This window comes from Mesorhizobium sp. CNPSo 4670 (assembly GCF_057784235.1).
Genome location: NZ_JBWJFQ010000011.1, coordinates 188,334 through 210,930 on the forward strand (window position 1 = coordinate 188,334; position 22,597 = coordinate 210,930).

The 22,597-nt window shown below is 63.6% G+C and carries 27 protein-coding genes; 13 read left to right on the plus strand and 14 right to left on the minus strand.

The annotated features are described in order from the left end of the window. Nucleotides 1–6: 6 nt before the first annotated feature. The 4 genes from AC0ZT5_RS19765 to AC0ZT5_RS19780 all read right to left on the minus strand — a co-directional run bounded on the left by AC0ZT5_RS19765 (nucleotide 7) and on the right by AC0ZT5_RS19780 (nucleotide 4,286). Nucleotides 7–801 (minus strand): inositol monophosphatase family protein, encoded by a 795-nt coding sequence (locus AC0ZT5_RS19765; RefSeq protein ID WP_488497774.1) that lies wholly within the window; start codon nucleotides 799–801, stop codon nucleotides 7–9. A gap of 71 nt (nucleotides 802–872) precedes the next feature. Next, on the minus strand, nucleotides 873–1,874 hold the full coding sequence (locus AC0ZT5_RS19770) for an LLM class flavin-dependent oxidoreductase (RefSeq protein ID WP_477224998.1): 1,002 nt from the start codon (nucleotides 1,872–1,874) through the stop codon (nucleotides 873–875). Nucleotides 1,875–1,941: 67 nt separating this feature from the next. After that, complete coding sequence (locus AC0ZT5_RS19775) at nucleotides 1,942–3,111, minus strand: AI-2E family transporter (protein ID WP_488497810.1); 1,170 nt, start codon at nucleotides 3,109–3,111, stop codon at nucleotides 1,942–1,944. Nucleotides 3,112–3,224: 113 nt separating this feature from the next. Continuing rightward, nucleotides 3,225–4,286 (minus strand): LLM class flavin-dependent oxidoreductase, encoded by a 1,062-nt coding sequence (locus AC0ZT5_RS19780; RefSeq protein WP_488497775.1) that lies wholly within the window; start codon nucleotides 4,284–4,286, stop codon nucleotides 3,225–3,227. Nucleotides 4,287–4,507: 221 nt separating this feature from the next. On the opposite strand from AC0ZT5_RS19780, the gene AC0ZT5_RS19785 reads away from it, so the two are divergent. Next, entirely contained in the window at nucleotides 4,508–4,936 is a 429-nt protein-coding gene (locus AC0ZT5_RS19785) for a DUF6481 family protein (protein ID WP_488497776.1), read from the plus strand. 175 nt (nucleotides 4,937–5,111) lie between these two features. Here the strand turns inward: AC0ZT5_RS19785 and sugE are convergent, their stop codons facing one another. Continuing rightward, nucleotides 5,112–5,426, minus strand: coding sequence for a quaternary ammonium compound efflux SMR transporter SugE (gene sugE, locus AC0ZT5_RS19790; protein WP_488497777.1), 315 nt, complete (start codon nucleotides 5,424–5,426; stop codon nucleotides 5,112–5,114). A gap of 199 nt (nucleotides 5,427–5,625) precedes the next feature. Then, nucleotides 5,626–5,913, minus strand: a complete 288-nt coding sequence (locus tag AC0ZT5_RS19795) for a hypothetical protein (RefSeq protein ID WP_488497814.1) — start codon at nucleotides 5,911–5,913, stop codon at nucleotides 5,626–5,628. A gap of 50 nt (nucleotides 5,914–5,963) precedes the next feature. Here AC0ZT5_RS19795 and AC0ZT5_RS19800 point away from each other — a divergent pair, with 50 nt between their 5' ends. From AC0ZT5_RS19800 to AC0ZT5_RS19810, 3 genes are all read left to right on the plus strand, one after another. After that, the gene (locus AC0ZT5_RS19800; protein ID WP_477281094.1) at nucleotides 5,964–6,773 is read left to right on the plus strand and encodes a transglutaminase-like domain-containing protein; all 810 of its coding nucleotides are present in this window, start codon (nucleotides 5,964–5,966) and stop codon (nucleotides 6,771–6,773) included. 95 nt (nucleotides 6,774–6,868) lie between these two features. Next, nucleotides 6,869–7,843: a cation diffusion facilitator family transporter gene (locus tag AC0ZT5_RS19805; RefSeq protein ID WP_488497811.1), complete on the plus strand. Its 975-nt coding sequence runs from the start codon at nucleotides 6,869–6,871 to the stop codon at nucleotides 7,841–7,843. Between the two features lie 27 nt (nucleotides 7,844–7,870). Continuing rightward, nucleotides 7,871–8,275, plus strand: coding sequence for a GFA family protein (locus AC0ZT5_RS19810; RefSeq protein ID WP_488497778.1), 405 nt, complete (start codon nucleotides 7,871–7,873; stop codon nucleotides 8,273–8,275). A gap of 13 nt (nucleotides 8,276–8,288) precedes the next feature. On the opposite strand, the gene AC0ZT5_RS19815 is transcribed toward AC0ZT5_RS19810, so the two are convergent. Then, nucleotides 8,289–9,560 carry a DNA recombination protein RmuC gene (locus AC0ZT5_RS19815; protein ID WP_488497779.1) on the minus strand — a complete coding sequence of 424 codons (1,272 nt, stop codon included), beginning with the start codon at nucleotides 9,558–9,560 and terminating at the stop codon, nucleotides 8,289–8,291. A gap of 103 nt (nucleotides 9,561–9,663) precedes the next feature. On the opposite strand from AC0ZT5_RS19815, the gene def reads away from it, so the two are divergent. From def to truA, 4 genes are all read left to right on the plus strand, one after another. Continuing rightward, nucleotides 9,664–10,194: a peptide deformylase gene (gene def / locus AC0ZT5_RS19820; RefSeq protein WP_477281086.1), complete on the plus strand. Its 531-nt coding sequence runs from the start codon at nucleotides 9,664–9,666 to the stop codon at nucleotides 10,192–10,194. Between the two features lie 4 nt (nucleotides 10,195–10,198). Then, on the plus strand, nucleotides 10,199–11,134 hold the full coding sequence (gene fmt / locus AC0ZT5_RS19825; RefSeq protein ID WP_488497780.1) for a methionyl-tRNA formyltransferase: 936 nt from the start codon (nucleotides 10,199–10,201) through the stop codon (nucleotides 11,132–11,134). After that, the gene (locus AC0ZT5_RS19830) at nucleotides 11,131–11,640 is read left to right on the plus strand and encodes a GNAT family N-acetyltransferase (protein WP_184872969.1); all 510 of its coding nucleotides are present in this window, start codon (nucleotides 11,131–11,133) and stop codon (nucleotides 11,638–11,640) included. Before fmt ends, AC0ZT5_RS19830 begins: the two co-directional genes overlap by 4 nt. An 88-nt stretch (nucleotides 11,641–11,728) precedes the next feature. Beyond that, nucleotides 11,729–12,496 (plus strand): tRNA pseudouridine(38-40) synthase TruA, encoded by a 768-nt coding sequence (gene truA, locus AC0ZT5_RS19835; RefSeq protein ID WP_488497781.1) that lies wholly within the window; start codon nucleotides 11,729–11,731, stop codon nucleotides 12,494–12,496. Here truA and AC0ZT5_RS19840 read toward each other — a convergent pair. Both AC0ZT5_RS19840 and dapE read right to left on the minus strand, forming a co-directional pair. Then, on the minus strand, nucleotides 12,466–13,098 hold the full coding sequence (locus tag AC0ZT5_RS19840) for a transporter (protein WP_488497812.1): 633 nt from the start codon (nucleotides 13,096–13,098) through the stop codon (nucleotides 12,466–12,468). The genes truA and AC0ZT5_RS19840 overlap by 31 nt on opposite strands. A 2-nt stretch (nucleotides 13,099–13,100) precedes the next feature. Further along, nucleotides 13,101–14,294 carry a succinyl-diaminopimelate desuccinylase gene (gene dapE, locus AC0ZT5_RS19845; protein WP_488497782.1) on the minus strand — a complete coding sequence of 398 codons (1,194 nt, stop codon included), beginning with the start codon at nucleotides 14,292–14,294 and terminating at the stop codon, nucleotides 13,101–13,103. Between the two features lie 116 nt (nucleotides 14,295–14,410). On the opposite strand from dapE, the gene AC0ZT5_RS19850 reads away from it, so the two are divergent. Further along, nucleotides 14,411–15,454: a 2-dehydropantoate 2-reductase gene (locus AC0ZT5_RS19850; protein WP_488497783.1), complete on the plus strand. Its 1,044-nt coding sequence runs from the start codon at nucleotides 14,411–14,413 to the stop codon at nucleotides 15,452–15,454. Here the strand turns inward: AC0ZT5_RS19850 and AC0ZT5_RS19855 are convergent. The 4 genes from AC0ZT5_RS19855 to dapD form a co-directional block, all read right to left on the minus strand. Further along, the gene (locus AC0ZT5_RS19855; RefSeq protein ID WP_488497784.1) at nucleotides 15,354–16,130 is read right to left on the minus strand and encodes a hypothetical protein; all 777 of its coding nucleotides are present in this window, start codon (nucleotides 16,128–16,130) and stop codon (nucleotides 15,354–15,356) included. The genes AC0ZT5_RS19850 and AC0ZT5_RS19855 overlap by 101 nt on opposite strands. A gap of 13 nt (nucleotides 16,131–16,143) precedes the next feature. Next, a complete protein-coding gene (locus AC0ZT5_RS19860) occupies nucleotides 16,144–16,521 on the minus strand; it encodes a DUF805 domain-containing protein (protein ID WP_488497785.1) in 378 nt (125 codons plus the stop codon). Continuing rightward, nucleotides 16,514–16,876: a DUF805 domain-containing protein gene (locus AC0ZT5_RS19865; protein WP_184872963.1), complete on the minus strand. Its 363-nt coding sequence runs from the start codon at nucleotides 16,874–16,876 to the stop codon at nucleotides 16,514–16,516. The genes AC0ZT5_RS19860 and AC0ZT5_RS19865 overlap by 8 nt, the downstream gene beginning before the upstream one ends. Before the next feature lie 72 nt (nucleotides 16,877–16,948). Continuing rightward, nucleotides 16,949–17,803 (minus strand): 2,3,4,5-tetrahydropyridine-2,6-dicarboxylate N-succinyltransferase, encoded by an 855-nt coding sequence (gene dapD / locus AC0ZT5_RS19870; RefSeq protein ID WP_488497786.1) that lies wholly within the window; start codon nucleotides 17,801–17,803, stop codon nucleotides 16,949–16,951. A gap of 226 nt (nucleotides 17,804–18,029) precedes the next feature. Here dapD and AC0ZT5_RS19875 point away from each other — a divergent pair, with 226 nt between their 5' ends. Continuing rightward, a complete protein-coding gene (locus AC0ZT5_RS19875; RefSeq protein WP_095083465.1) occupies nucleotides 18,030–18,869 on the plus strand; it encodes an LOG family protein in 840 nt (279 codons plus the stop codon). 149 nt (nucleotides 18,870–19,018) lie between these two features. On the opposite strand, the gene AC0ZT5_RS19880 is transcribed toward AC0ZT5_RS19875, so the two are convergent. Beyond that, on the minus strand, nucleotides 19,019–19,726 hold the full coding sequence (locus AC0ZT5_RS19880) for a pyrimidine 5'-nucleotidase (protein WP_477281067.1): 708 nt from the start codon (nucleotides 19,724–19,726) through the stop codon (nucleotides 19,019–19,021). Nucleotides 19,727–19,887: 161 nt separating this feature from the next. Between AC0ZT5_RS19880 and AC0ZT5_RS19885 the strand changes: the two genes are divergently transcribed. The 3 genes from AC0ZT5_RS19885 to AC0ZT5_RS19895 all read left to right on the plus strand — a co-directional run bounded on the left by AC0ZT5_RS19885 (nucleotide 19,888) and on the right by AC0ZT5_RS19895 (nucleotide 22,486). Beyond that, on the plus strand, nucleotides 19,888–20,649 hold the full coding sequence (locus AC0ZT5_RS19885; RefSeq protein WP_488497787.1) for a GGDEF domain-containing protein: 762 nt from the start codon (nucleotides 19,888–19,890) through the stop codon (nucleotides 20,647–20,649). Nucleotides 20,650–20,849: 200 nt separating this feature from the next. Next, complete coding sequence (locus AC0ZT5_RS19890; protein WP_488497788.1) at nucleotides 20,850–21,050, plus strand: hypothetical protein; 201 nt, start codon at nucleotides 20,850–20,852, stop codon at nucleotides 21,048–21,050. Then, on the plus strand, nucleotides 21,047–22,486 hold the full coding sequence (locus AC0ZT5_RS19895; protein ID WP_488497789.1) for a GMC oxidoreductase: 1,440 nt from the start codon (nucleotides 21,047–21,049) through the stop codon (nucleotides 22,484–22,486). Before AC0ZT5_RS19890 ends, AC0ZT5_RS19895 begins: the two co-directional genes overlap by 4 nt. Nucleotides 22,487–22,597: the final 111 nt, after the last annotated feature.

Genomic DNA, 22,597 nt, shown 5'->3' on the forward strand with positions numbered 1-22,597 from the left:
TAGCGTTCAGAGCTTGAACGCCTCCGAAGAAAGCTCCCGCAGCTTTGGGAAGACGCCCTTGCCGCCAGTGATGACCAGTGTTCCGTCCAGCAGCACCGTCTTCGGATCGGATTTCACGACCATGCCGCCGGCTTCCTCGACCAGAAGCATGCCGGCCAGGCAATCCCATGCGTTCATGTGCTCCTCGACATAGCCGAGCAGCCGGCCGGCGGCGACATAGGCGAGCATCAAGGCGCCGGATGCGTTGCGAAAGAAGACGCCGCCTTCGGCCAGCAGCATGCGGACCAGCACGGCGACATTTTCGGTGTTGGCACGGTTTGAAAATCCGGTCCCGACGGATCCTTCTTCCAAGCTGGTGCTCGCACTGGTCTTGATCGGCCTGCCGTTGACGAAGGCGCCACCGCCGAGCCGGCTGTGAAACGTCTCGCCGGTCGACGGTTCGTGGATCACGCCAACCACGGTCTCGCCATGCAGGGCGCAGGCGATCACCACGCACCAGGCCGGGATGCCGCGCACGAAATTGGCGGTGCCGTCGATGGGATCGATCACCCAGACATAGCCCGTCGAACCCGCGACCGACGCGTGCTCCTCGCCGACGATGCCGTCTTGCGGATAATCGGCGGCAATGGCGGCGCGGATAAACAGTTCGACCTCGCGGTCTGCTTCGGAGACCAGGTCCTGATGGCCCTTGCTCTCGATGGTCAGGCTGTCGAGGTCGCGGAAGTATTTCAGGCCGAGTTCGCCGGCACGCCGCGCCAGTTCGATGGCAAACTGCATGCGTGCATCATGGTCATTTTTCATGGGCGGCGCTCGATCTTGCGGAAGGGTGCCCCGCCCTTAGCAGAAGCACCCTGTATCCTCCAAGCCAAGAATCAGGCCGCCTGCGAAAGGGATTTGTGGGCCTCGGCCAGGATCTCGAACGACCGCACGCGGGCCGCGTGGTCGAATATCTGCGCGGTGACCATCAGCTCGTCGGCGCCGGTGCGGCGCACGAACGCGTCGATGCCTTGCCGGACCGTTTCCGGAGACCCGACGACCGCGCAGGACAGCGCCTGACCAAGCATGGTCTTGGCCATCGGATCGAGATCGCGGTCATAGTTCTCGACCGGTGGCGGCAGCCGACCGGGCCGGCCTGTGCGCAGATTGACAAAAGCCTGTTGCAGCGAGGTGAACAGCAAGCGCGCCTCGGCATCGGTGGGCGCCGCAAAGACGTTGAGGCCAAGCATCACATGCGGCTTGTCGAGCTGTTCCGACGGTTGGAAGCGTGAACGGTAGACATCCAGAGCGTGGTCGAGTTCCGCCGGCGCGAAATGCGAAGCAAAGGCATAAGGCAGGCCGAGCATGGCGGCGAGCTGCGCTCCGTAGAGGCTGGAACCGAGGATCCAGATCGGCACGTTCTGGCCCTCGCCCGGCACGGCGCGGATGCGCTGGCCTTCCGCGGCCGGCTGGAAGTAGCCCATCAGCTCGACGACATCCTGCGGGAAATTGTCGACGCCGGCCTCGAGGTTGCGGCGCAAGGCGCGTGCCGTGCCCATGTCGGTGCCGGGCGCGCGGCCGAGGCCGAGATCGATGCGGCCCGGATGCAAGGCGGCCAGCGTGCCGAACTGTTCGGCAATCACCAGCGGCGAATGGTTGGGCAGCATGATGCCGCCGGCCCCGACACGAATGGTCCTGGTGCCGCCGGCGACATGGGCAATGACGACCGCGGTGGCGGCACTGGCGATGCCCGGCATGTTGTGATGCTCGGCCAGCCAATAGCGCTTGTAGCCCAGTCGCTCGGCATGACGGGCAAGATCGAGCGAATTGGCGAGCGACTGCGAGGCATCGCTGCCTTCGATGATCGGCGACAGGTCGAGAACGGAAAGAGCGGTCATGACGGGATCCTGTGTAGGGACCGCATGTAGGGAGCGCCCGGCGACGCCGCAAATTCAAAAATATTGATCAGCTCTTTGCGGATTCCGTGTCGGCGATGTCATCGTCCACGACGACGGCCGTGTGCTGCGCGGCGAGGAAGTTGCCGACAGGGCTGAGCCCGTCGAAATGATCGCAGAACACCTTGATGACGACCAGCAGCGGAACCGCCATCAAGGCGCCGACGAAACCCCAGAGCCACGACCAGAATGCGATGGCGATGAAGATCGCCACGGCGTTGATCTCAAGGCGGCGGCCGACCACCATCGGTGTCACGAACTGGCCTTCGACGATGTCGCACACCAGCACGAAGGCCGGCGCCAGCAGCGCGTAGGAGATGGTGTCGAAGCTGATCAGCGCCATGATCGCGACCAGAACGATGGTCATCAGCGCCCCGACATAAGGCAGGAAGTTGAACAGGGCGGCGGCGACCCCCCAGACCAGCGGGTTGGGCATGCCGAGCGCCCACAAGCCAAGGCCGATCACCGTGCCGAGGCCGACATTGATGATGGTGACGGTGAGCAGATAGTGCGAAATTTCCCGTTCGACGTCGTAGACGACGCGCAGTGCGCGCTTCTTTTCGCTGAGGCTGGCGAAGGACTGGATGATCTTCTCATAGAACATCGTGCCCGAAGCGAGCAGGAACAGCGACAGCACGAAGATGATGGTCAGGCCTGTTCCCGCCGACAGGATGTTGCTGGCCGCCGACGACAGGATGCCTGATTGGGCGACCGCCACCTTCTGGATGCCGGCCTCCTGCGACGTCTCGGTCAGTTGCTCGATCTGGTGCGAGATCTGCATGATCCTCTCGAACGGACGCCGCAATTGCGCCAGCCGTTCGGTGAGTTGCTGGCCGATCGACGAGGTGTTGTTGATGAGGTCGATAACCGGGCCGCTGAGCAAATAGCCGGCGCTGGCAAAGATGCATATCGACAACAGCACCAAAAGGGTCGCCGAAATCACTTCGGGGATGCCATGCTTGCGCAGCAGCCGGACGATCGGCGTCAGCGTCAACGCCAAGAGGAAAGCCAGCATCACCGGCATGAAGAAGGCGCGGGCGAAATAAAGCGCGTAGATGGCCATGAACAGGAAGATGCCGATGAGCAGCGAACGCATCAGATGCGTGTCCGCGCGAGCCGCGACGCGCGGGTCTTCAGCCTCGGCAACGCCTGTGCCCAAAGCGGCGGGTTCGGCCTTCATCATGGACCCTCACCGGCGCACCGCAATTGGTGCAATCCGTTGACGAAAACGCCTCTACCGCCGCTTGGGTTCCGTTAGCCGGGCAAGGCCCGGAGCGCGGACCTCCCGCTGACCTATGCAACGGGCGCCGGCACCGCGGGCGCGGACTTCGCTGTTTCCTTGCGTACGATCGGCGCCACCCTGGTGCCGTAGAGCTCGATCGCCTTCATGATCTTGGCATGCGGCATGGTGCCGATCGCCATCTGGAGCAGGAAGCGGTCATTGCCGAATATCCTGTGCTGGGCGACGATCTTCTCGGCCACCTGCTCGGGATTGCCGACGAACAGTGCGCCATTGGGGCCACGCGACTGATCGAAATGCGCCCGCGACGTGGGACCCCAGCCGCGCTCGCGACCGATGCGGTTCATCACTTCGGCCTGTGGGCCGTAGAAATCATCGGCCGCCTGCTCGGTCGTTTCGGCAATGAAGCCGTGCACGTTGATGCTGGTGGCGAGGCTTGCCGGATCGTTGCCGGCGCGCTTGGCCGCCTCCCGGTAGAGATCGAACAGCGGCGCGAAACGCGCCGGCTCGCCGCCGATGATGGCGAGCGCCAGCGGCAGGCCGAGGGCCCCGGCGCGCGCTGCCGATTGCGGCGTGCCGCCAATAGCGATCCAGACCGGCAGCCTGGCCTGGAACGGCCTGGGATAGACGCCGCGATCGTTGATCGGCGCGCGCAGATTGCCGGACCAGGTGACCTTCACATGATCGCGGATGGCAAGCAGGAGGTCGAGCTTTTCGGCGAACAGCTCGTCATAGTCTTCGAGATTGTAACCGAACAGCGGGAAGGATTCGATGAACGAGCCGCGCCCGGCCATGATCTCGGCGCGGCCGCCCGACAGAAGATCGAGTGTGGCGAACTGTTGGAAGACGCGCACCGGATCGTCGGAGGACAGAACGGTGACCGCGCTGGTCAGCCTGATGCGCTTCGAGCGCTCGGCGGCAGCGGCCAGCGCCACGACCGGTGCGGAGGCGGCATAGTCAGGCCGGTGATGCTCGCCGAGACCGAAGACGTCGAGGCCGACCTGGTCGGCCAGTTCGACCTCCTCAATCAGGTTGCGCAGCCGTTCATGCGGGCCAATCGCGCCGGGGCCGTGCTGTGGGCTGACGTCGGCGAAGGTGTAGAGACCGAGTTCCATTCGAATGTCATCCTGGTGTTGGAGTTTCGGGCTAGAGGTAGCCATCGACCCGCCTCGCCGCCAGAGGGGCGGACGGTGAACAGTGCATGCCGGTTCCGGTCGAAAATACGTCTCCCAGGTGCAACATTGCGGAATTTCATGGCTGGCATGCCGTTTTGGCGCTTGAACTCTCGGCATTCGCGCGTATGTAAGCCTCGCGAATTGACTTCAGGGAAGTGGACTTGGCTATCTACAGGGAAAAAGACATTTTCGAGCGGCGCAATGCCGCAAACGAGGCAAAGAAGGCGCTTCTGGAGCGCTTCAAGTCAAAGCCGGCAGCAGACGATCCGACGGTGCTGGCACGACAGGCCGAACGCAAGGCAATCCTCGAGGCTCGCCAGATACGCGAGGCTGAAAAGGCCAGGCTGAAGCAGGAAAAGCTGGCACGCGAGGCGGTCGAGAAGGCCGACCGCGAGGCAGCAGCCGAAGCGGCACGCATCGCGGCCGAAGAGGCAGCGCAGGCTGAAGCCAAGATTCGGGAAGCCGAAGAAAACGAGCGCATCGCCCGTTTGCTGGCCGACGAAGCTGAACGCAAGGCCAAGCGCGACGCGCGTTATGCGGCGCGCAAGCAGCGCACTGGCAGGACGCCTCCAGGCTTCTCCGCGCGCTAGCCTCCCAGCAACGGAGCAATCTGCTTCGAAGATCAGGGTCGCCTTGCAGCGGCCCTGAACGTGTTTGTCCAATGCCTGTCGCCCAAAAGTGGCTTCCGGTTTTGGGAGGACGGCGTGCGCAGGAACAGCACCCCAAAGCACGCCCGTTCAAACGCGACGCGCTTTGGCGGTATGATCAGGCGGCGAACTTCAGCCCTATGATGCCACTTACGATGAGCGCGATGCAGGCCAGCCTGATCGGGGTGGCCGGCTCGCCGAGCAGCCAGATGCCGAGTAGTGCCGTGCCGACGGTGCCGATGCCCGTCCAGACCGCGTAGGCGGTGCCGACGGGCAGCGCCTTCAGCGCCAGGCCGAGCAGAGCGAGGCTGACGATCATCGAGGCAACGGTCAGCACGGTGGGCACCAGCTTCGAGAAGCCGTCCGTGTATTTGAGGCCGATTGCCCAGCCGATCTCGAACAGGCCGGCAAAAAACAGAAGAGTCCACGCCATAGACAACGCTCCATCAAGGCATCGGACCGAATTCGGATTCCGATGCTCATCAACAATGGCGGGTCGTCCCGGCCGGATTTTCGGGGAAAGTGCGAGGTCGTCCCCGCCCCGCTAATATAAGAAATTCGAGCGCTCGATCAACAACGACCGGCAACAACGTTGCCGGTCGCAATCCCGTTCGGACGGGTTTTGACCGGACCTACTTGTCCTTGAGCTTCATCGCCTTGACGGGCGGCGCCTTCAAGGCTGGAGCCGGGGCGGGCTTCTTGGCATCCTTCTTCGGCTTGCGGGCTTCCTTGCCTGCCTTCATCGCACCTTTAGCCATGATTCGTTCCTCCGATTGCGGGAAGCGAAGTGAAACAAGAGAAACGTCCGACTGCAAGAGGCTAGCGCCAATCGACGTCGCCAGCCGACCGCTTTCAACCGGTTTCAAATTTGCTCGTAAACCATGCCGGTCCGTGCCATGGTCATCTTCGCACTGCAGCATCAGCCCGGCCTTCCGCCAAGCGATGAACAGGCAGGCCGGTCAGGACGACAATGCGAATCCACATCGGCTGCGAGATGAGCTTCGACTTTCCGCAGGAAACGCCGCTCATCGCAATGCTGAATGTCCACTATTCCCGCGCCTCCGACCTCGAGCGGCCCGACTTCTTGACCTCCAACCCGCCAGTGCCGATCGAGAGTTATCGCGACAGTTTCGGCAATTGGTGCAACCGGTTCGTCGCTCCGCCAGGGCGGTTCACCTTCGGCACCGACGCGGTGATCCGCGATCCCGGCACCTTCGAGATGGGCGACCTGATGGCCTGGCAGCACGAGGTGCGCGACCTGCCGGCGGATACGCTGCTGTTTCTGCTGCCCAGCCGCTTTTGCGAGAGCGACCTTCTGGCGAGCGAGGCGTGGCGGCTGTTCGGCCACACGCCGCTCGGCATTGCGCGCGTGCAGGCGGTCTGCGACTTCGTCCACAATCATATCGTCTTCAACTACGGCAATGCGCGGCCGACACGTACCGCGGCGGAAGCCTATCGCGAACAAAGTGGTGTCTGCCGCGACTTCGCGCATCTCGCGGTCACCTTCTGCCGGGCGCTCAACATCCCGACGCGCTACTGCACCGGCTACATCAGCGACATCGGCACGCCAAAGCCGTGGTCGAGCATGGATTTCGCCGCCTGGATGGAAGTCTATCTCGGCGGCCGCTGGCATGCCTTCGACCCGCGCAACAATGCGCCGCGCATCGGCCGAATCCTGATCGCCTCCGGTCGCGACGCCGCCGACGTGCCGCTGACCCATATCTTCGGGCCGGGCACGCTCGCCGGTTTCAAAGTTTGGACCGACGAGATCGTCGAATAGCCGACCGAACGAGCCGACGGTTCGCGCGTTGTGTTGTCTTGTGGAGCTTTGACGGGGCTGGCCGTTAGGTTGGCGCCTTGAACAGGGGCAGCATCATGGCCGGGCATGGCGGCTCAAAAAGGGTGATCTACGCAGCGCTCGCCGGCAATCTCGCCATCGCACTGACCAAGTTCGCCGCCGCCTTCTTCACCGGCAGTTCGGCGATGCTGTCGGAAGGCGTGCACTCACTGGTCGATACCGGCAATGGCGGCCTGCTGCTCTATGGCATGCACCGCGCCGCCCGCCCGCCCGATCGGACGCATCCGCTCGGTCACGGCCGCGAACTCTATTTCTGGAGTTTCATCGTCGCCCTTCTGGTCTTCGCACTGGGCGCCGGCGTCTCCTTCTACGAAGGCGTTATCCACATCATGGCGCCGGAGCCGGTGGTCAACGCCAAGGTGAACTACATCGTTCTTGGCCTGTCCTTCCTGTTCGAGGGCAGCTCCTGGCTGGTGGCGCTGAGGGAGTTCCGCAAGCAGAAGGGCAAGCAGGGCTGGCTGCAGGCCGTGCAGTCGAGCAAGGACCCCAGCGTCTACACCGTGCTGTTCGAGGACAGCGCAGCCCTACTCGGCCTGATCGTCGCCTTCGCCGGCATCCTTGCGGCAGAGCTGCTGGAGATGCCGGAACTCGACGGCGCCGCCTCGATCGGCATTGGGCTGATCCTGGGCGCGACGGCGATCTTCCTGGCCCGCGAAAGCAAGGGGCTGCTGATCGGCGAGCCGGCCTCCCCAGAGGTGCAGGGACACGTGCTGGCGATCGTCCAGCAGGATCCGGCGGTGCAGCAGGCGAACGGCGTTCTGACCGTCCACATGGGACCGCAAGAGATCGTCGCTGCTCTCAGCATCGAGTTCGAGGATCACCTGACGGCGCCGGAGATCGAAGCCTGTGTGGAGCGCCTGGAGGCGCGGCTGAAGACAGAGATGCCGGAGATCACCCGATTGTTCGTCAAACCGCAGACGACAGGGACCTGGGAACGGCGGCGCAAGATTGTTGAAGCCGCGTCAGGAGACGAGCCGGATCGGGCCGGTTAAGATGCCGGCGAAGCAGGGAGAAACAAGATGAAAATCGACGGCGGCTGCCACTGCGGCGCTATCACCTACGAGGCGGAGGTCGACCCGGAAAAGACCTCGATCTGCCACTGCACCGACTGCCAGAAACTGACCGGCACGGCCTTTCGGGTGACTGTTCCGGCGCCTGAGGATCATTATCGGATCACCAAAGGTATGCCGAAAATCTATATCAAGACCGGGGCAAGCGGCGCCAAGCGCGCCCAGGCTTTTTGCGCCCACTGCGGTTCGCACCTTTACGCCACGTCGGTTGGAGATGGTCCGAAGGTCTATGGAATTCGAGCGGGAACCGCGCGGCAACGCGAGGATTTGATCCCGACAACGCAGAAATGGCACAGTTCAGCGCTGCACTGGTTGCCGGAATTCCAGGGCATGACCACCGTGGAGGAGCAATAGCGCTCCTCAGGCGTCAGTCGTCGCCTTCGACGACCCTCAGCCTGAGCTGCCCGGTCTTCGAATCGGCGACGCGGGTCCCTGTCTCGACCTTCGCGGCGGCAGCCCGTGGCGCGGCGTCCGGGCCGGCATCCCCGTCGGGCTGCGCGCCGAACTCCAGCGCTTCGATCTTCTGGCCGCGCCTGGTGACCTTCGACGTCGAGACGAGGATGTCGTCGATGTCCTTGGCCGACTGGCCGAAATGGATCTGCAGCTTGCGCACCCGCTCGTCGACGCGCGCAACGTCTTCCATCAGCCGGATGACCTCGCCCTGGATCAGATGCGCCTGTTCGCGCATGCGGGCGTCCTTGAGGATCGCCTGGATGACCTGGATCGACAGCATCAGCAGCGACGGCGAGACGATGACGACACGGGCGCGGTGCGTCTTGTGGACGATGGCCTCGAAATTCTCGTGGATCTCGGCGAACACCGATTCCGACGGCACGAACATGAAGGCGGTGTCCTGCGTCTCGCCCTGGATCAGATATTTCTCCGATATATCACGGACATGGATTTCGATGTCGCGGCGGAAGGCCTGGGCAGCAACCTTCTGCAGGTCGACGCCATCGGCGGCGCGGATGGCGTTCCAGGCTTCGAGCGGAAATTTGGCATCGATGGCAAGCGACGGCGCGCCATTCGGCATCTTCACCAGGCAGTCCGGCCGGCTGCCGTTCGACAGCGTTGCCTGGAACTCGTAGGCACCGTGCGGCAGGCCATCGGCAACGATCGCCTCCATGCGCGATTGGCCGAAGGCGCCGCGCGTCTGCTTGTTGGAGAGGATCGCCTGCAATTGCACGACCTGTCCGGCAAGCGACTGGATGTTGCCTTGAGCGGTGTCGATGATCGCCAGCCGTTCCTGCAATTTGGCCAGGCTCTCATGCGTGGATTTGGTCTGCTCGGTCATGGTCTGGCCGATGCGGCCGGTCATGGCGTCGAGGCGCTGGCCGATCGACTGCGTCAGCTCGGCTTGGCGTGCCCCGAACACTTCGGCGATGGCGCCCATGCGGCCCTGCATCTCGGCCTGGCTTTGCAAGATGCCGGCCATTCGTGCCTCGGCGTCGCGGGCATGATCGGCGGCCTCAGCGGCGGCGACGGCGCGTGCCTTGGCCGACCGCCACAGCGCGATGACAAGCGCCACGAACAGGCCGAGAAACAGCAATGCGCCGACGGCCAGCGCATGGCCGAGCGTGATCGTGGAGGCGCCAAGCCGGGCGACAGGCTCCGAAAGGATGGATGTCAGATCATTCATGTGGACAGCATAGCCGATTCGCGGGGCTGGCACAGATCAAAACGTGAACGGCGCCCCGGCGCCCCGGTTGACGCTTTTCGCTGGAGGTCTTAGGTGGAACGCCATGCCGATCAAGCCGCTCATCATCCTTCCCGACCCCATCCTGCGCCAGGTTTCGAAGCCGGTGGAGCGCGTCGACGGGACTTTGCGCAAATTAGCCGACGACATGCTGGCGACCATGTATGACGCGCCCGGCATCGGGCTGGCGGCTATCCAAATCGGCGAACCAGTGCGCATGCTGGTGATCGATCTGGCCAAGGAAGACGAGACGCCGGCACCGCATGTCTTCATCAACCCGGAAATCCTGAGCAGCGCCGACACGCGCTCGGTCTACGAGGAAGGCTGCCTGTCGATCCCGGACTACTACGCCGAGGTCGAACGCCCGGCAGGCGTGCGGGTCAAATATCTCGACCGCGACGGCAAGCTGCAGGAGATCGAGGCCGAGGGGCTGATGGCGACCTGCCTGCAGCACGAGATCGACCACCTCAATGGTGTCTTGTTCATCGACCACATCTCGAAGCTGAAGCGCGACATGGTGGTGAAGAAGTTCAAGAAGCTGGCCAGGGACAAAGTGCCGGGCAAGATGGTGGGATAGGGGCATGCCCCTTCGCGTCATCTTCATGGGCACGCCGGAGTTTTCGGTGCCGACGCTGCGGGCCATCGCCGAGGCCGGACATGATGTCGCAGCCGTCTATACGCAGCCGCCGCGCGCCGCCGGACGACGCGGGCTGGAGTTGACGCCGTCGCCTGTGCAGCGCGAGGCCGAGCGGCTGGGCATCGAGACGCGCTCACCGGTATCGCTCAAAGGTGAGGCCGAGCAGGCCGCTTTCCGCGCCCTGCGGGCCGATGTCGCAGTGGTGGTCGCTTATGGCCTGCTGTTGCCGAAGGCGGTTCTGGAGGCACCCCGGCTTGGCTGCATCAACGGCCATGCCTCGCTTTTGCCGCGCTGGCGGGGTGCCGCGCCCATCCAGCGCGCGATCATGTCCGGTGACAGCGAAACCGGCATGATAGTGATGCGCATGGAAGAGGGCCTGGACACCGGCCCGGTGGCAATGGTTGAAAAATGCGCCATCGAACCCGATATGACAGCCGGCGATCTGCATGATCGGTTGATGAGCGTCGGTGCTGCACTGATGGTGGAAGCGCTGGCGCGACTGGAAAGGAACACCCTGAGATTTACCGCACAAACTGTGGAAGGGGTGACCTACGCCAAAAAAATCGATAAATCCGAGACTCGCGTGGACTGGACTCGCTCGGCGAGCGAAGTGCACAATACCATTCGCGGCCTGTCGCCCTTTCCCGGGGCCTGGTCCGAGATTGCAATTGGCGGCCGCCAGGAGCGGCTGAAACTGCTTCGCTCGACGCTATCGCAAGGCGCCGGCGAGTCGGGAGGAATTCTCGATGACCGGCTGACGGTCGCCTGCGGGGCAGGTGCGATCAGTCTGGTCGAAGTTCAACGGGCGGGCGGAAGGCCCGCTGCCGCGTCGGAATTCCTGCGCGGGGCCAAGATCGAAAAAGGAATGAAATTCTCATGAGCATGATGTCGATACGCGCGGCGACGCCGCGAGATCGCGAGGCCATCCGCCTCGTCGAGGAACACGCTTTCGGCCAGCAGGCGGAGGCCGGACTGGTCGACGCGCTGGTGACCGGCGGCGACGCCGTCACCGAACTGGTGGCGGAAGAGGACGGCCAGGTGGTCGGCCACATCCTGTTTTCGCGGCTGTTCGTCCAGAGCGGCGGCAAGAACTTTGCGGCCGTGGCGCTGGCGCCGCTGGCGGTCGAGCCCTCGTTCCATGGCAGCGGCATTGGCGGCGCGCTGATCCGCGAGGCGCATATCCGCCTCAGGGATGCCGGCGAGACGCTGGCCGTGGTGCTGGGCGATCCGGCCTATTACAGCCGTTTCGGCTACAGCCATGCACGCGCCGAAAAGTTCGAGAGCGAATACCAAAGCGAGGCCCTGCAGGCCCTGACTTGGGGCGACGCCCCGGAAGCCGGCAGGCTGGTCTACGCCTCGGCCTTCGGCTCGGCACTCGCCGCGTAAGCGGCGTCTGCATTCGCCTCTAACTCAAAGAGATAGAGCATGATGTCGTCCGAAAGCCGCTTAACACTTTTCGGCATCATGCTCTAGCATGCCGCGTTTTCGCCTCGACATCGAATATGACGGCAGCCTCTTTGCCGGCTGGCAGCACCAGGCGGATCAGCCCTCGGTGCAGCAGGCGATCGAGCAGGCGATCCAAAAATTCTGCGGCGAAGAGGTCCGGTTGCGCGCCGCCGGCCGCACCGATGCCGGCGTGCATGCGACCGCCCAGGTGGCGCATGTCGACCTCGCCAAGGCGTGGGCGGGCGACAAGGTGCGTGATGCAGTCAACGCGCATCTACAGATGGCCGGCGCACATATCGCCGTCCTGAAGGCGACAGTCGTCTCAGACAGCTTCGACGCGCGCTTCTCTGCCACCGGCCGCCACTATGTCTACCGCATCCTCAACCGCCGCGCGCCGGCGGCGATCGACAAGGGCAAGGTGTGGTGGGTGCCGAAACGGCTCGACGCCGGCGCCATGCACGAAGCGGCGAAAGAGCTGCTCGGACGGCATGACTTCACCACCTTCCGCTCGACCCAATGCCAAGCCAACAGCCCGATCAGGACGCTGGAGCGGCTCGACGTGAGTCGAGAGGGTGACCTGATCGAGGTGAAGGCTTCGGCGCGCTCGTTCCTGCACAATCAGGTGCGTTCGATGGTCGGCTCCCTCAAACGTGTCGGCGAAGGCGCCTGGACCGTCGCCGACCTCAAAGCGGCGCTCGAGGCGCACGACCGCGCCGCCTGCGGTCAGGTTGCGCCGCCGGACGGGCTTTTTCTTATTGGCGTCGATTATCCGGAGATGAACCCGGAAAGGCTCTGAGACCCGATATCATCCGGCACGCTGATGCCGAGCAGCGCCTGCAGGCCGAACAGCGCCAGCAGCGAGGCCACGAACATGCCGACGAAAACGGCGGTGCCGATGGCTACCCCCTTGCCGATGGTGACGTTTGTCATGCGCCAGGTCAGCACCATCGACAGGGCAAACAGCAGCAACGACACAAGGCTCGAAACCTGGCTTGCCGACGACAGGAAAAGCCTGATCAGCGCCGAGGGCAGCATCAGCCAGGCGGTGATGGCCGAGGCCCAGTTGCTGGCAACGACATAATGGACGAAGCGGCCGCCAATGCCGGCGCGCGGCGCGACAAGTGCCAGAGCAATGAGCGGCAGCACCCAGGAGCCGATATCGACCGTCGCCAGGCGCAACAGCATGCTGAAGCGTCCGGCAAAGGCCTCGGGATCGCCGATCTCGTTGGCGATGCCGACCCAGCCGACGATCAGCGCGGGTGCAGCGACGATGATGGCGAAAAAGGAATTCCAGAAGCCGTCGGCCGATAGGTCGAGCAGGCGCAAGCCGTCGACCTTGCCGAGCATCAGCCGCCAGGCGCCCATCAGCGAAGCTTGGGTTTCGTCCGCTGAAAGCATGCTCATGCCTGCCCGAACCAGTCTTCGATGAAGCGCTGGTAGATTTGGGTCAGCGTTTCGAGATCTGCAATGGCGACGCGCTCATCGACCATGTGCATGGTCTTGCCGACCAGCCCGAACTCGACCACCGGACAATAGTCCTTGATGAAGCGCGCATCCGAAGTGCCGCCCGAGGTCGACAGCGCCGGCTCCTTGCCGACCGCCGACCTGATCGAGCCGCGCAACGTTTCGACCAGCCTGTCGTCGCGGGTCAGGAAGACATGGCTCGGCCGGTCGCGCCAGACGAGGTCGTAGTCGACCGGTGTCTTCTTGCCCTGCCGGTACTTCTTGCGTTTGGCCGCCTGATCGAGCCGGTTGTGGATTTCCGCCTGTACGGTCTCCGCCGTCCAGGTGTCGTTGAAGCGGATGTTGAAGGTGGCGGTCGCCTTGGCCGGAATGACATTGGTGGCCGGGTTGCCGACATCGATGGACGTCACCTCCAAATTGGTCGGCTGAAAATCCCTGGTTCCCTTGTCGAAGACAGGATGCAGCAAGGCATCGACCAGACCCATCAGCCCGCGCACCGGATTGTCGGCAAGCTGCGGGTAGGCGACATGGCCCTGGCGGCCATTGACGGTGATGGCGCCCGACATCGAGCCGCGGCGGCCGATCTTTATCATGTCGCCAAGCGCGTCCGGGTTGGTCGGCTCGCCGACGATCGAGGCATCCCATTTCTCGCCCCTGGAAGCCGCCCATTCGAGCAGCTTGACCGTGCCGTTGATGGCCGGCCCTTCCTCGTCGCCGGTGATCAGCAGCGACACCGAACCCTTCGGGCCGCCATTGTTCTCGACATGGCGCGCGACGGCGGCGATGAAACAGGCAATACCGCCCTTCATGTCGACGGCGCCTCGGCCATACATCTCGCCATTGGCGATTTCGGCGCCGAAGGGCGGATGAGTCCATGCGGCTTCGTCGCCGACCGGCACCACGTCGGTGTGGCCGGCGAACATCAGATGCGGACCGTTGCCGGAACGCCTGGCATAGAGGTTTTCGATGTCCGGCGTACCACCTTCCGAAAACACCGGTCGATCGACCAGGAAGCCGAGCGGTTTCAGCATCGTCTCCAGCGCGGTCAGCGCGCCGCCTTCGGCCGGCGTCACCGAAGCACAACGGATAAGGGCGGCAAGGTTTTCGGCGGGATCGGTCGGCAGCGTCATGGCAAAAGCGATAATCGAAAGCGGCGGGCCTGTCACGGCCAGACATAAGGACCAGTGATGGCGCCGACATTATGGTTTTCATGTCGTATAGTTGCGGGCCGGTGCGGAGCGACGGGATGGCAAATGCGGACAAGAGGATCGTCATTGCCGGCGCCGGCAGCATCGGCTGCTATGCCGGCGGTTGCCTGGCGCTCGCCGGGCGCCGGATGATCCTGTTGGCCCGGCCGCGTATCGAGGCGGCGTTGCGGCAGCGTGGATTGCGGGTCAGCGACCTTGAGGGCCGCGACCGCTCGATCAAGGCGGAGGCGCTTGCCGTCACCGCCGATCCGGCTGTCGCCCTGCCTCAGGCGGATGTGATCCTGGTCACGGTCAAGAGCGGCGCGACGCAGGATATGGCAGACCTCATCAGAGCCCACGCCCGCCGCGATGCGGTTGTGGTCAGCCTGCAGAACGGCGTCGACAATGTCGACAGGCTGCGCGCCGGGCTCGACGGCCGGGCGGTGCTGGCCGGCATGGTGCCGTTCAACGTGGTGCAATCTCCGGACGGCGAGTTGCCGCTGCGTGTGCACCGCGCCAGCGACGGCAAGGTGATGGTAGAAGACCGCGACGCCGGCCTGGTCGGCCTTCTCGGCGTCGAAGGGTTTGCGGTCGAAACCCATGGCGACATGAAGGCCGTGCTGTGGGGCAAGCTGCTGATGAATTTGAACAACGCGTTGGTGGCGCTGTCCGGCCTGCCGCTGGCAACCGAACTCGCCGACCGTCGCTGGCGGATGATCCTGGCCGGCCAGATCGACGAGGCGCTCGCGACGATGAAAGCGTCCGGCATCGAGCCGGCGCGGATCGCCGGCTTGCGGCCGGCACTCCTGCCGAAGGTGCTCAGGCTGCCGGACTGGCTGTTCAGGCTGCTGGCGCGGCGCATGCTGGCGATCGACCCGCAAGCGCGTTCGTCAATGTGGGACGATCTTCAGCGCGGCAGGCCGACGGAGATCGGCGAACTGCAAGGGGCGGTGCTCGGCCTTGCGGAACAGACGGGTACGCCGGCGCCCCTGCTTAATAAGGTTACCGCCTTGGTGCGCGCGGCGGAAGCGGGGCGGCTTGGCTCGCCGGGCCTGGCGCCGGAGCAGGTTGTTGCGCCGCCGGATGGGCCTCGATCAGCGTGATCTTCTGCCAGATTTTCCGTGACAGGTTGGACGCCAGGTTCTCGATGTCGTTGACGCCGTCGATGACCACGTCGTCATTGACCGACTGTGCGAATAGCGCGGCGATCTTGCCGGTGATCGACAGCATTTCGGAGCAATAGTCGAGGTAGCGCGCCAGGTCGGCGGCATTGGTGATGCGGGCCGGCGAGTGCGAGGTCGGCTTGAAATTGGCCGAAAGGGCTGCCGGATCCTTCGTCAGCTGGTGCATGTCGATGACATGGATCAGCGACCGCAGGCCGTGCAGCTGGCGAAACACCCGCTTGCGCTTGATGCGCTCCTCGGTGCGGACCAGTGCCAGGAAGCCGAGCACGGCGAGGATCATCATGTTGATGGTGGCTTCGATGCCTTGCACCGACTGGACCGCGTCATCGGCCTGGGAGATGTGAATGAGCGGCAGGATGGTGCCGACGAACAGGAAGACCAGCGCGCCGGCGACCACGGCGGCGACGATGAGACCGCGCAGCCACCAGATCGGCGCTTCGAGCGCCTGAGCCGCCTTGGTCAGGTCGCGCGATAGCGACACCAGTTCCGCGGCGACGCCGCGTAGTCCGGCGTTGGGAAAGCGCTCGGCGACGCGGCCCTCCAGCCGTTCGGCGGTGTCGATGATCAGTTTCGGATCAAGCGTGCGGTAGCGCATGTCCGATCGGCCCTCAGGGTTGGTCCGGCTCGTTGGTGCGCCGGCCATAGCGGTTGGGCCCAGGCTGCCCTGGAAACAGGCACAACACAAGGAAGGCGACGATCGAGACCACCGGCACGAACAGGATCAGCGCGGCAATGCCCGGCTTGTCGAGGTCGTGCAGTCGCTTCACCGCCAGGGTGACGTTCGACCATAGCGAGGCGATGAAGGCGATGAAGAAGATGAACGACCACATGTTGCTCTCGGCCGAGCCTTCCGGCACGAGCGTGAAGCGGTAGAGCGGAAAGGCCTGTATGATGGCGACGAGCAACCCGCCAAGAAAATAGGCCGCGCGACTGACGCGGCCCGAGGTCTTGAAAAAAAGCCAGGTGAGATCTGATCTGTCAGGCAAGCGGGTCCGGTCCATATTGATTGGCACCCCTGGTGCCTTCGAGAATGCCGAGCTCCACCAGCAGCCAGATGCCGCCGATAATGGGTACGAGGCCGATCAGCGTCCACCAGCCCGACTTGTTGCGGTCGTGCCAGCGTTTGGCATAGAGAGCAATCGCGAAATAGATCGATGCCAGTGCGAAGAGGATGCCGATGACGCCGACCTGGGCGCCACTGGCGGTGGTGAAACGTGTGCCGAGGATCGCATCGAGAATGAAAGCGATGATGCCGATAACGATGAATACGCCGATGCCAGCCCAGAACTTGCCACGGTTGATACGACCATCAAAGCTTGTGAGCAGATACTTCCAGTCCATGTCACCCCTCCATGTAGAACCAGCGCGACGGATTGTCGCGCCGGCGGAAGGTGCGCTCGCTTTGCGCAAAGATCAATCGCGCAGCAATTCGTTGATCGAGGTCTTGGAGCGGGTCTTGGCATCGACGCGCTTGACGATGACTGCGCAGTAAAGACCCGGGCCAGGCTCGTTGTTCGGAAAAGGCTTGCCAGGCAGCGAACCGGCGACAACGACGGAATTCGGGGGCACTTCGCCGTAGAAGATCTCGCCGGTGGCACGGTCGACGATCTTGGTCGACTGGCCGATAAAGACTCCCATGCCGAGCACCGAGCCTTCGCGCACGATGCAGCCCTCGACCACTTCCGAGCGCGCGCCGATGAAGCAATTGTCCTCGATGATGGTCGGGCCGGCCTGCATCGGCTCCAGCACGCCGCCGATGCCGACACCGCCCGACAGATGCACGTTCTTGCCGATCTGTGCGCAGGAACCGACCGAAGCCCAGGTGTCGACCATGGTGCCGCTGTCGACATAGGCGCCGACATTGACGAAGGACGGCATCAGCACGGCGCCCGGCGCGACATAGGCGGAACGGCGCACGATCGATGACGGCACGGCGCGGAAGCCTGCCTTCTCGAAATCGACGGCGCTCCAGCCGTCGAACTTCGACGGCACCTTGTCCCACCACACGGCCTGGCCGGGACCGCCCTTGATGATCTCCATCGGGTTGAGGCGGAAGGACAACAGCACGGCCTTCTTCAGCCACTGGTTGACATGCCATTTGCCGTCGGCCTGCCGCTCGGCGACGCGGACGGCGCCGCGGTCGAGCAGGTCGAGCGCCGACTGGATGGCGTCGCGGGTTTCGCCGCGGGTCGCCGTCGAAATCGTGTCGCGTTCCTCGAAGGCCTTCTCAATGGTCTTCTCGAGGCTCGCCAGATCGGGCTTCGACATGAATTTGCTCCATTACCAAGCTGTTAAGGGGCTGCGCCTTACCCTGTTTGAAGTCGCGCGGACCCCTGGCAGGCTTTGCCTGCCAGGGTCTTTGCATGTAGCAGGTCCTTGTCGCAAAACCGCCGGACACTTTCGCGGAACCTGCTTATGTTAAGGCTCAATGAGGGTCAATCGCGGCTGCGTCATGGGACGGCGCAAGTGAAGAATCTGGACGGGTAAGGCCATTATGACTCCTATGGAAAAGGCGGGGTGGACGCCGCTGCCGCATTCGGACGAGGATCTGGAGCGGTCGAAGAGCGTGCCGGACACGCCGCAGACGCGTGCCGAGACCTACCGGCTCGCCTGGAACGATCCCGAATTCATGACACGGCGCGAATTGCGCGCGGTCAGGTTGCAGCTCGAGCTCTTGAAGCCCGAGATGATCCTTGCCGAACGCGGCATCCGTTCGACGGTGATCCTGTTTGGCGGCGCACGCCTGCCGGAACCCGGCGGCGAGGCCTGGGCGGCCAAAAACGAGACGCAGAAGAAGAACCTCGAGGAAAACAGCAAATATTACGAGGAGGCGCGCAAATTCGCCCGCCTCTGCTCTCAGCAGTCGGCGGCTTCATACTACCGCGAATATGTCGTGGTGACCGGTGGCGGGCCCGGCGTGATGGAAGCCGGAAATCGCGGCGCCGACGACGTCGGCGCGCCATCGATCGGGCTCAACATCGTGTTGCCGCACGAGCAGGCGCCCAACGCCTATGTGACGCCGGAACTCTGCTTCAACTTCCACTATTTCGCCATCCGCAAGATGCATTTCGTCATGCGCGCCAAGGCGGTCGCGGTGTTTCCCGGCGGCTTCGGCACGATGGACGAGTTCTTCGAGACGCTGACCCTGATCCAGACCGGGCGCATGGAGCGCGTACCGGTGATCCTGTTTGGCAAATCCTTCTGGAAACGGGCGATCGATCTCGATTTCCTCGCCGAACAGGGCACGATCAGCCCCGGCGACCAGGACATCATCGATTTCGTCGACACCGCCGACGAGGCTTGGGGGATCATCAGCCGCTTCTACAATCTGTGAGAGCACTGACGGTTCGAGGTTCATCGAGATTCAGGTCAGGCCGAGCCGAAAACGGTGGGTTCCGAGAACCGGAGCGGAGCGTACGTTCGGCTACGGAAGCGCAGGAAGCCGCCGTTTGCAGGCCGGCATCACCTGAATATCCATGAACCTCAGGCGGTGACCTCGACGATCGCCGTCAAGAAGCCGGCGAGGTCGTCGGTGACGAAATCGACATCATCCTCGTTGGCTGGGTCGCGCTCCCAGATTTCCGAAAAGGTCGGCTCGAAATTGCGCGGCACGACGAGCACCGTTGTCATGCCCAGCGACTTCGGCACTGCAAGGTTGCGGGCAAGGTCCTCAAACATCACCGCATTGTGGCCGGTGACGGCGTGGAGTTCGGCGAATTTCTCGTAGGTCTGGCGTGCCGGTTTGGGATTGAGCCCGGCAGCGACGATATCGAAGATGTCATCGAAATGGTCGAGGATGCCGAGCTGGCGCGCGGTGCGTTCGGCGTGCCTGCGGTCGCCGTTGGTGAAGATGAACTTGCGGCCCGGGAGCTGGCGGATGGCGGTGCCGAGAACGGGATCGGGCACCAGCCATGAATAATCGATGTCATGCACCTTTTCGAGGAAATCGTCGGGGTCGATGCCGTGGCGCGTCATCAGCCCGTTCAGCGTCGTGCCATATTCCAGGTAGAGCTCCTTCTGCAGCTTGCGTGCCGCCTCGCGCGGCAACGCCAGCAGCTCGCCGACATAGGCGGTCATCTTGACGTCGATCTGCGAGAACAGATTCGAATGATGCGGATAGAGCGTGTTGTCGAGGTCGAACACCCAGTCGGTGACATGAGCGAAGCGGGCGGGGTCAGGCAGCGTGGTCATGCGCTCCTTATGGCATGAAACAGACATTCTGAAAGAGACTTTATCCACAACTTATGCGCGCCGAGAGTCGCGGAAATAGCGTCACCCTTCAAATTTTAAGCATCCGGGAAAGGTAGCCTTCAGGGCTTGCTGGCACAGAGGCAGACCTGTGGGAGCACGCGATGAGTAGTATAATTCTGAGATCCGCCGTCGTCGCTTTTGCCTCTGTCGCAACCTCCCTCCTGCTGACGCTGATCATCGTTCCGGCGATGGGATTTCCGGTCAACCGCACGATCTGGCTGACCACCACGCTCTGTCCGCTGGTCCTCGCCTGGGTCGCCAGCGCAAGCACTTTCTGGCAAAGCGACAGGCTGAAAAGCGCCCATCGCGACCTTGCCCGAGCCCATGCCCAGCTCGCCGCCGCGCATCGCCGCCTGGCGGACAAGGCGAGCCGCGACGACATGACCGGCATGCTCAACCGGGAAAACTTCTTTGCCGCCCTCGATGGTTCCCGCCGCAAGTCCGATCGCGGCGCGCTGCTGATCATCGACGCCGACCACTTCAAGAGGATCAACGACAATTTTGGCCACCTGACCGGCGATGACGCACTGCTCTTGATCGCCAGTGCGATCGAACGCGGCGTGCGCAGCGGCGATGTGCTCGGCCGCATCGGCGGCGAGGAGTTCGGCGCCCTCCTGCTAGGCGCCACCGAGCAGGAGGCAAAGCGCGTCGCCGAGCGCATTCGGCGCGAAGTCGAGCTGATCCGCTTCCGACCCGTCGACGAGCGGACCGTTCCGCTCACGGTCAGCATCGGCGGAACCGTCTGTGGCGAGGATGTCGGCGTATCGGACCTGATGCGCGCCGCCGACCGGCGCCTCTACCAGGCAAAGCACCGGGGCCGCAATCTGACGATCCTCGACACGGACATTTCCGAGGCGGCGTGATCAGGCGGCCGACCCGCAGGATCCGGCCGTTAAGGAAATCCTAACCCTGTTCGCACTCGGTTGCGCCGTTTACCCGGCTTTCGCTGCTTTGCGGGTAGCGTGGCACAATACTGGCTTCTGCCGCGATGCATGTGCCGTTCCGGGACCTGTCGTTCAGGGAACGCCATGCGTCGTCGAAGCCCCCACCCGAGAGACCAGTCATGAGTTTCTTCATCAAGAGAATATCCCGCCGCACGATCGTGCAGGCGCTGATCGCATTGCCTGCCCTGTCCCTGTTCCGCACGCTGCCCGACGCCGATGCCTCGCATGCTGATCCAAACCGGGCCGATCCAACCCGGGCCGACCCGAACGAGATCGTCGAGATCAATGGCTGGATCCTGAAGCGGAGCGATTTGGCATGATCTTCGACAGCTACGATGCGTTTCGCGCCGCCAATTTCGCCGCCAAGGTCTGCATCCTCGGCTCCGGCCCGGCCGGCACCACCATTGCCCGCAAGCTTGGTGCCGCCGGCATTCCGGTCGTGGTGCTGGAGGCCGGCTCGCGTGAATTCAGCGACGAGTCGCAGGATTTCTACCGTGGCACCACGGTCGGCGATTTCTACTTCGATCTCGACGTCACCCGGCTGCGGTTCATGGGTGGCAGTTCGAACCACTGGGCAGGCTGGTGCCGCGTGCTCGACAAGCAGGATTTCGAGCCGAAGGCCTGGGCGCCCGACACGGGTTGGCCAATTCGCCGCGCCGACATCGAACCCTATCTGCCGGAAGTGCACGATATCCTCGAACTTCCCGGTTTCCGGCCGGACGTGCCGGTCTCCGACGACATTCGCTGGGTTCAGCTGATCAAGAGCCCGGCGGTGCGCTTCGGCGAGAAATTCGCCGACGAGCTCGACAAGAGCGGGAACGTCGCTGTCGTGCTCAACACCTACGCTACTGAACTTGCCGGCGACGGCAAACGCGTGACGGGCGCCAGGCTGTGGTCCAACGGGCAGGATGCCGGCGCCTTCAGCGCGGACTATTTCATCGTCTGCACCGGCGGACTGGAGAATTCGCGCCTGCTTCTGTGGTCGAACCAGCGCTCGAACGGCGGCGTCGTGCCGAATGCGACGGCGCTTGGCCGCTACTGGATGGAGCATCCGACCTTCGAGGGCGGCAATGCCATCCTGGCCGACTATGGCGAGTTCGAAGTCGATGCCGTCAACGAGGCCTTCTTCTCGCCGACACCTGCCGCCATGGAGCGGCTACAGATCATGAATTTCGGCATCAGGCTGATCGAGACGCCCTATCCGGGCGTCAAGAGCCTGATCGCCGACCTCGCCTGCACGGCGCCAGACATGGCCGAATGGATGTCCGCCAAGCTCAGCCAGAATCTGCGCTGCGCGGCCCAGCTTTATGTTGCCTGGGAACAGGCACCGCTGGCCTCCAACCGGATCGAACTGTCGACGACCGATGTCGACCATGCCGGCGTGCCGCGCATCGAGCTGCACTGGAAGAAATCGGAGCTGGAACACCGCACCCTTCTCGAAGGGCTTAGACTGTTCGGCACGACGCTGATCGAGAAGAATCTCGGCCGGGTGCGCATTGCCGACTGGATCACCAATAGCGGCGACTACCCGACCAACGACGAGACGGCGGGCCATCACCATATGGGTGGCACGCGGATGGGCACCGACGTCACCAAGAGCGTTGTCGACGCCAACTGCAAGGTGCACGGCATGGACAATCTCTATGTCGGCGGCTCCTCGGTGTTCTGCACGTCGGGCGAATGCAATCCGACGACGACGATCACCGCGCTGGCCTGCCGGCTGGGTGACCATCTGAGCAAGGTGGTCACCGTCTGACGGTTCCACGGGAGCCGGCGCCAGTGATGGCGCCGGCTGATGTGCGGCATCGATTTTTTTGCGCAATTCCCTGAGGGAAAGCGCTACGCGCTTTTCCCGGAATTGCTCTGG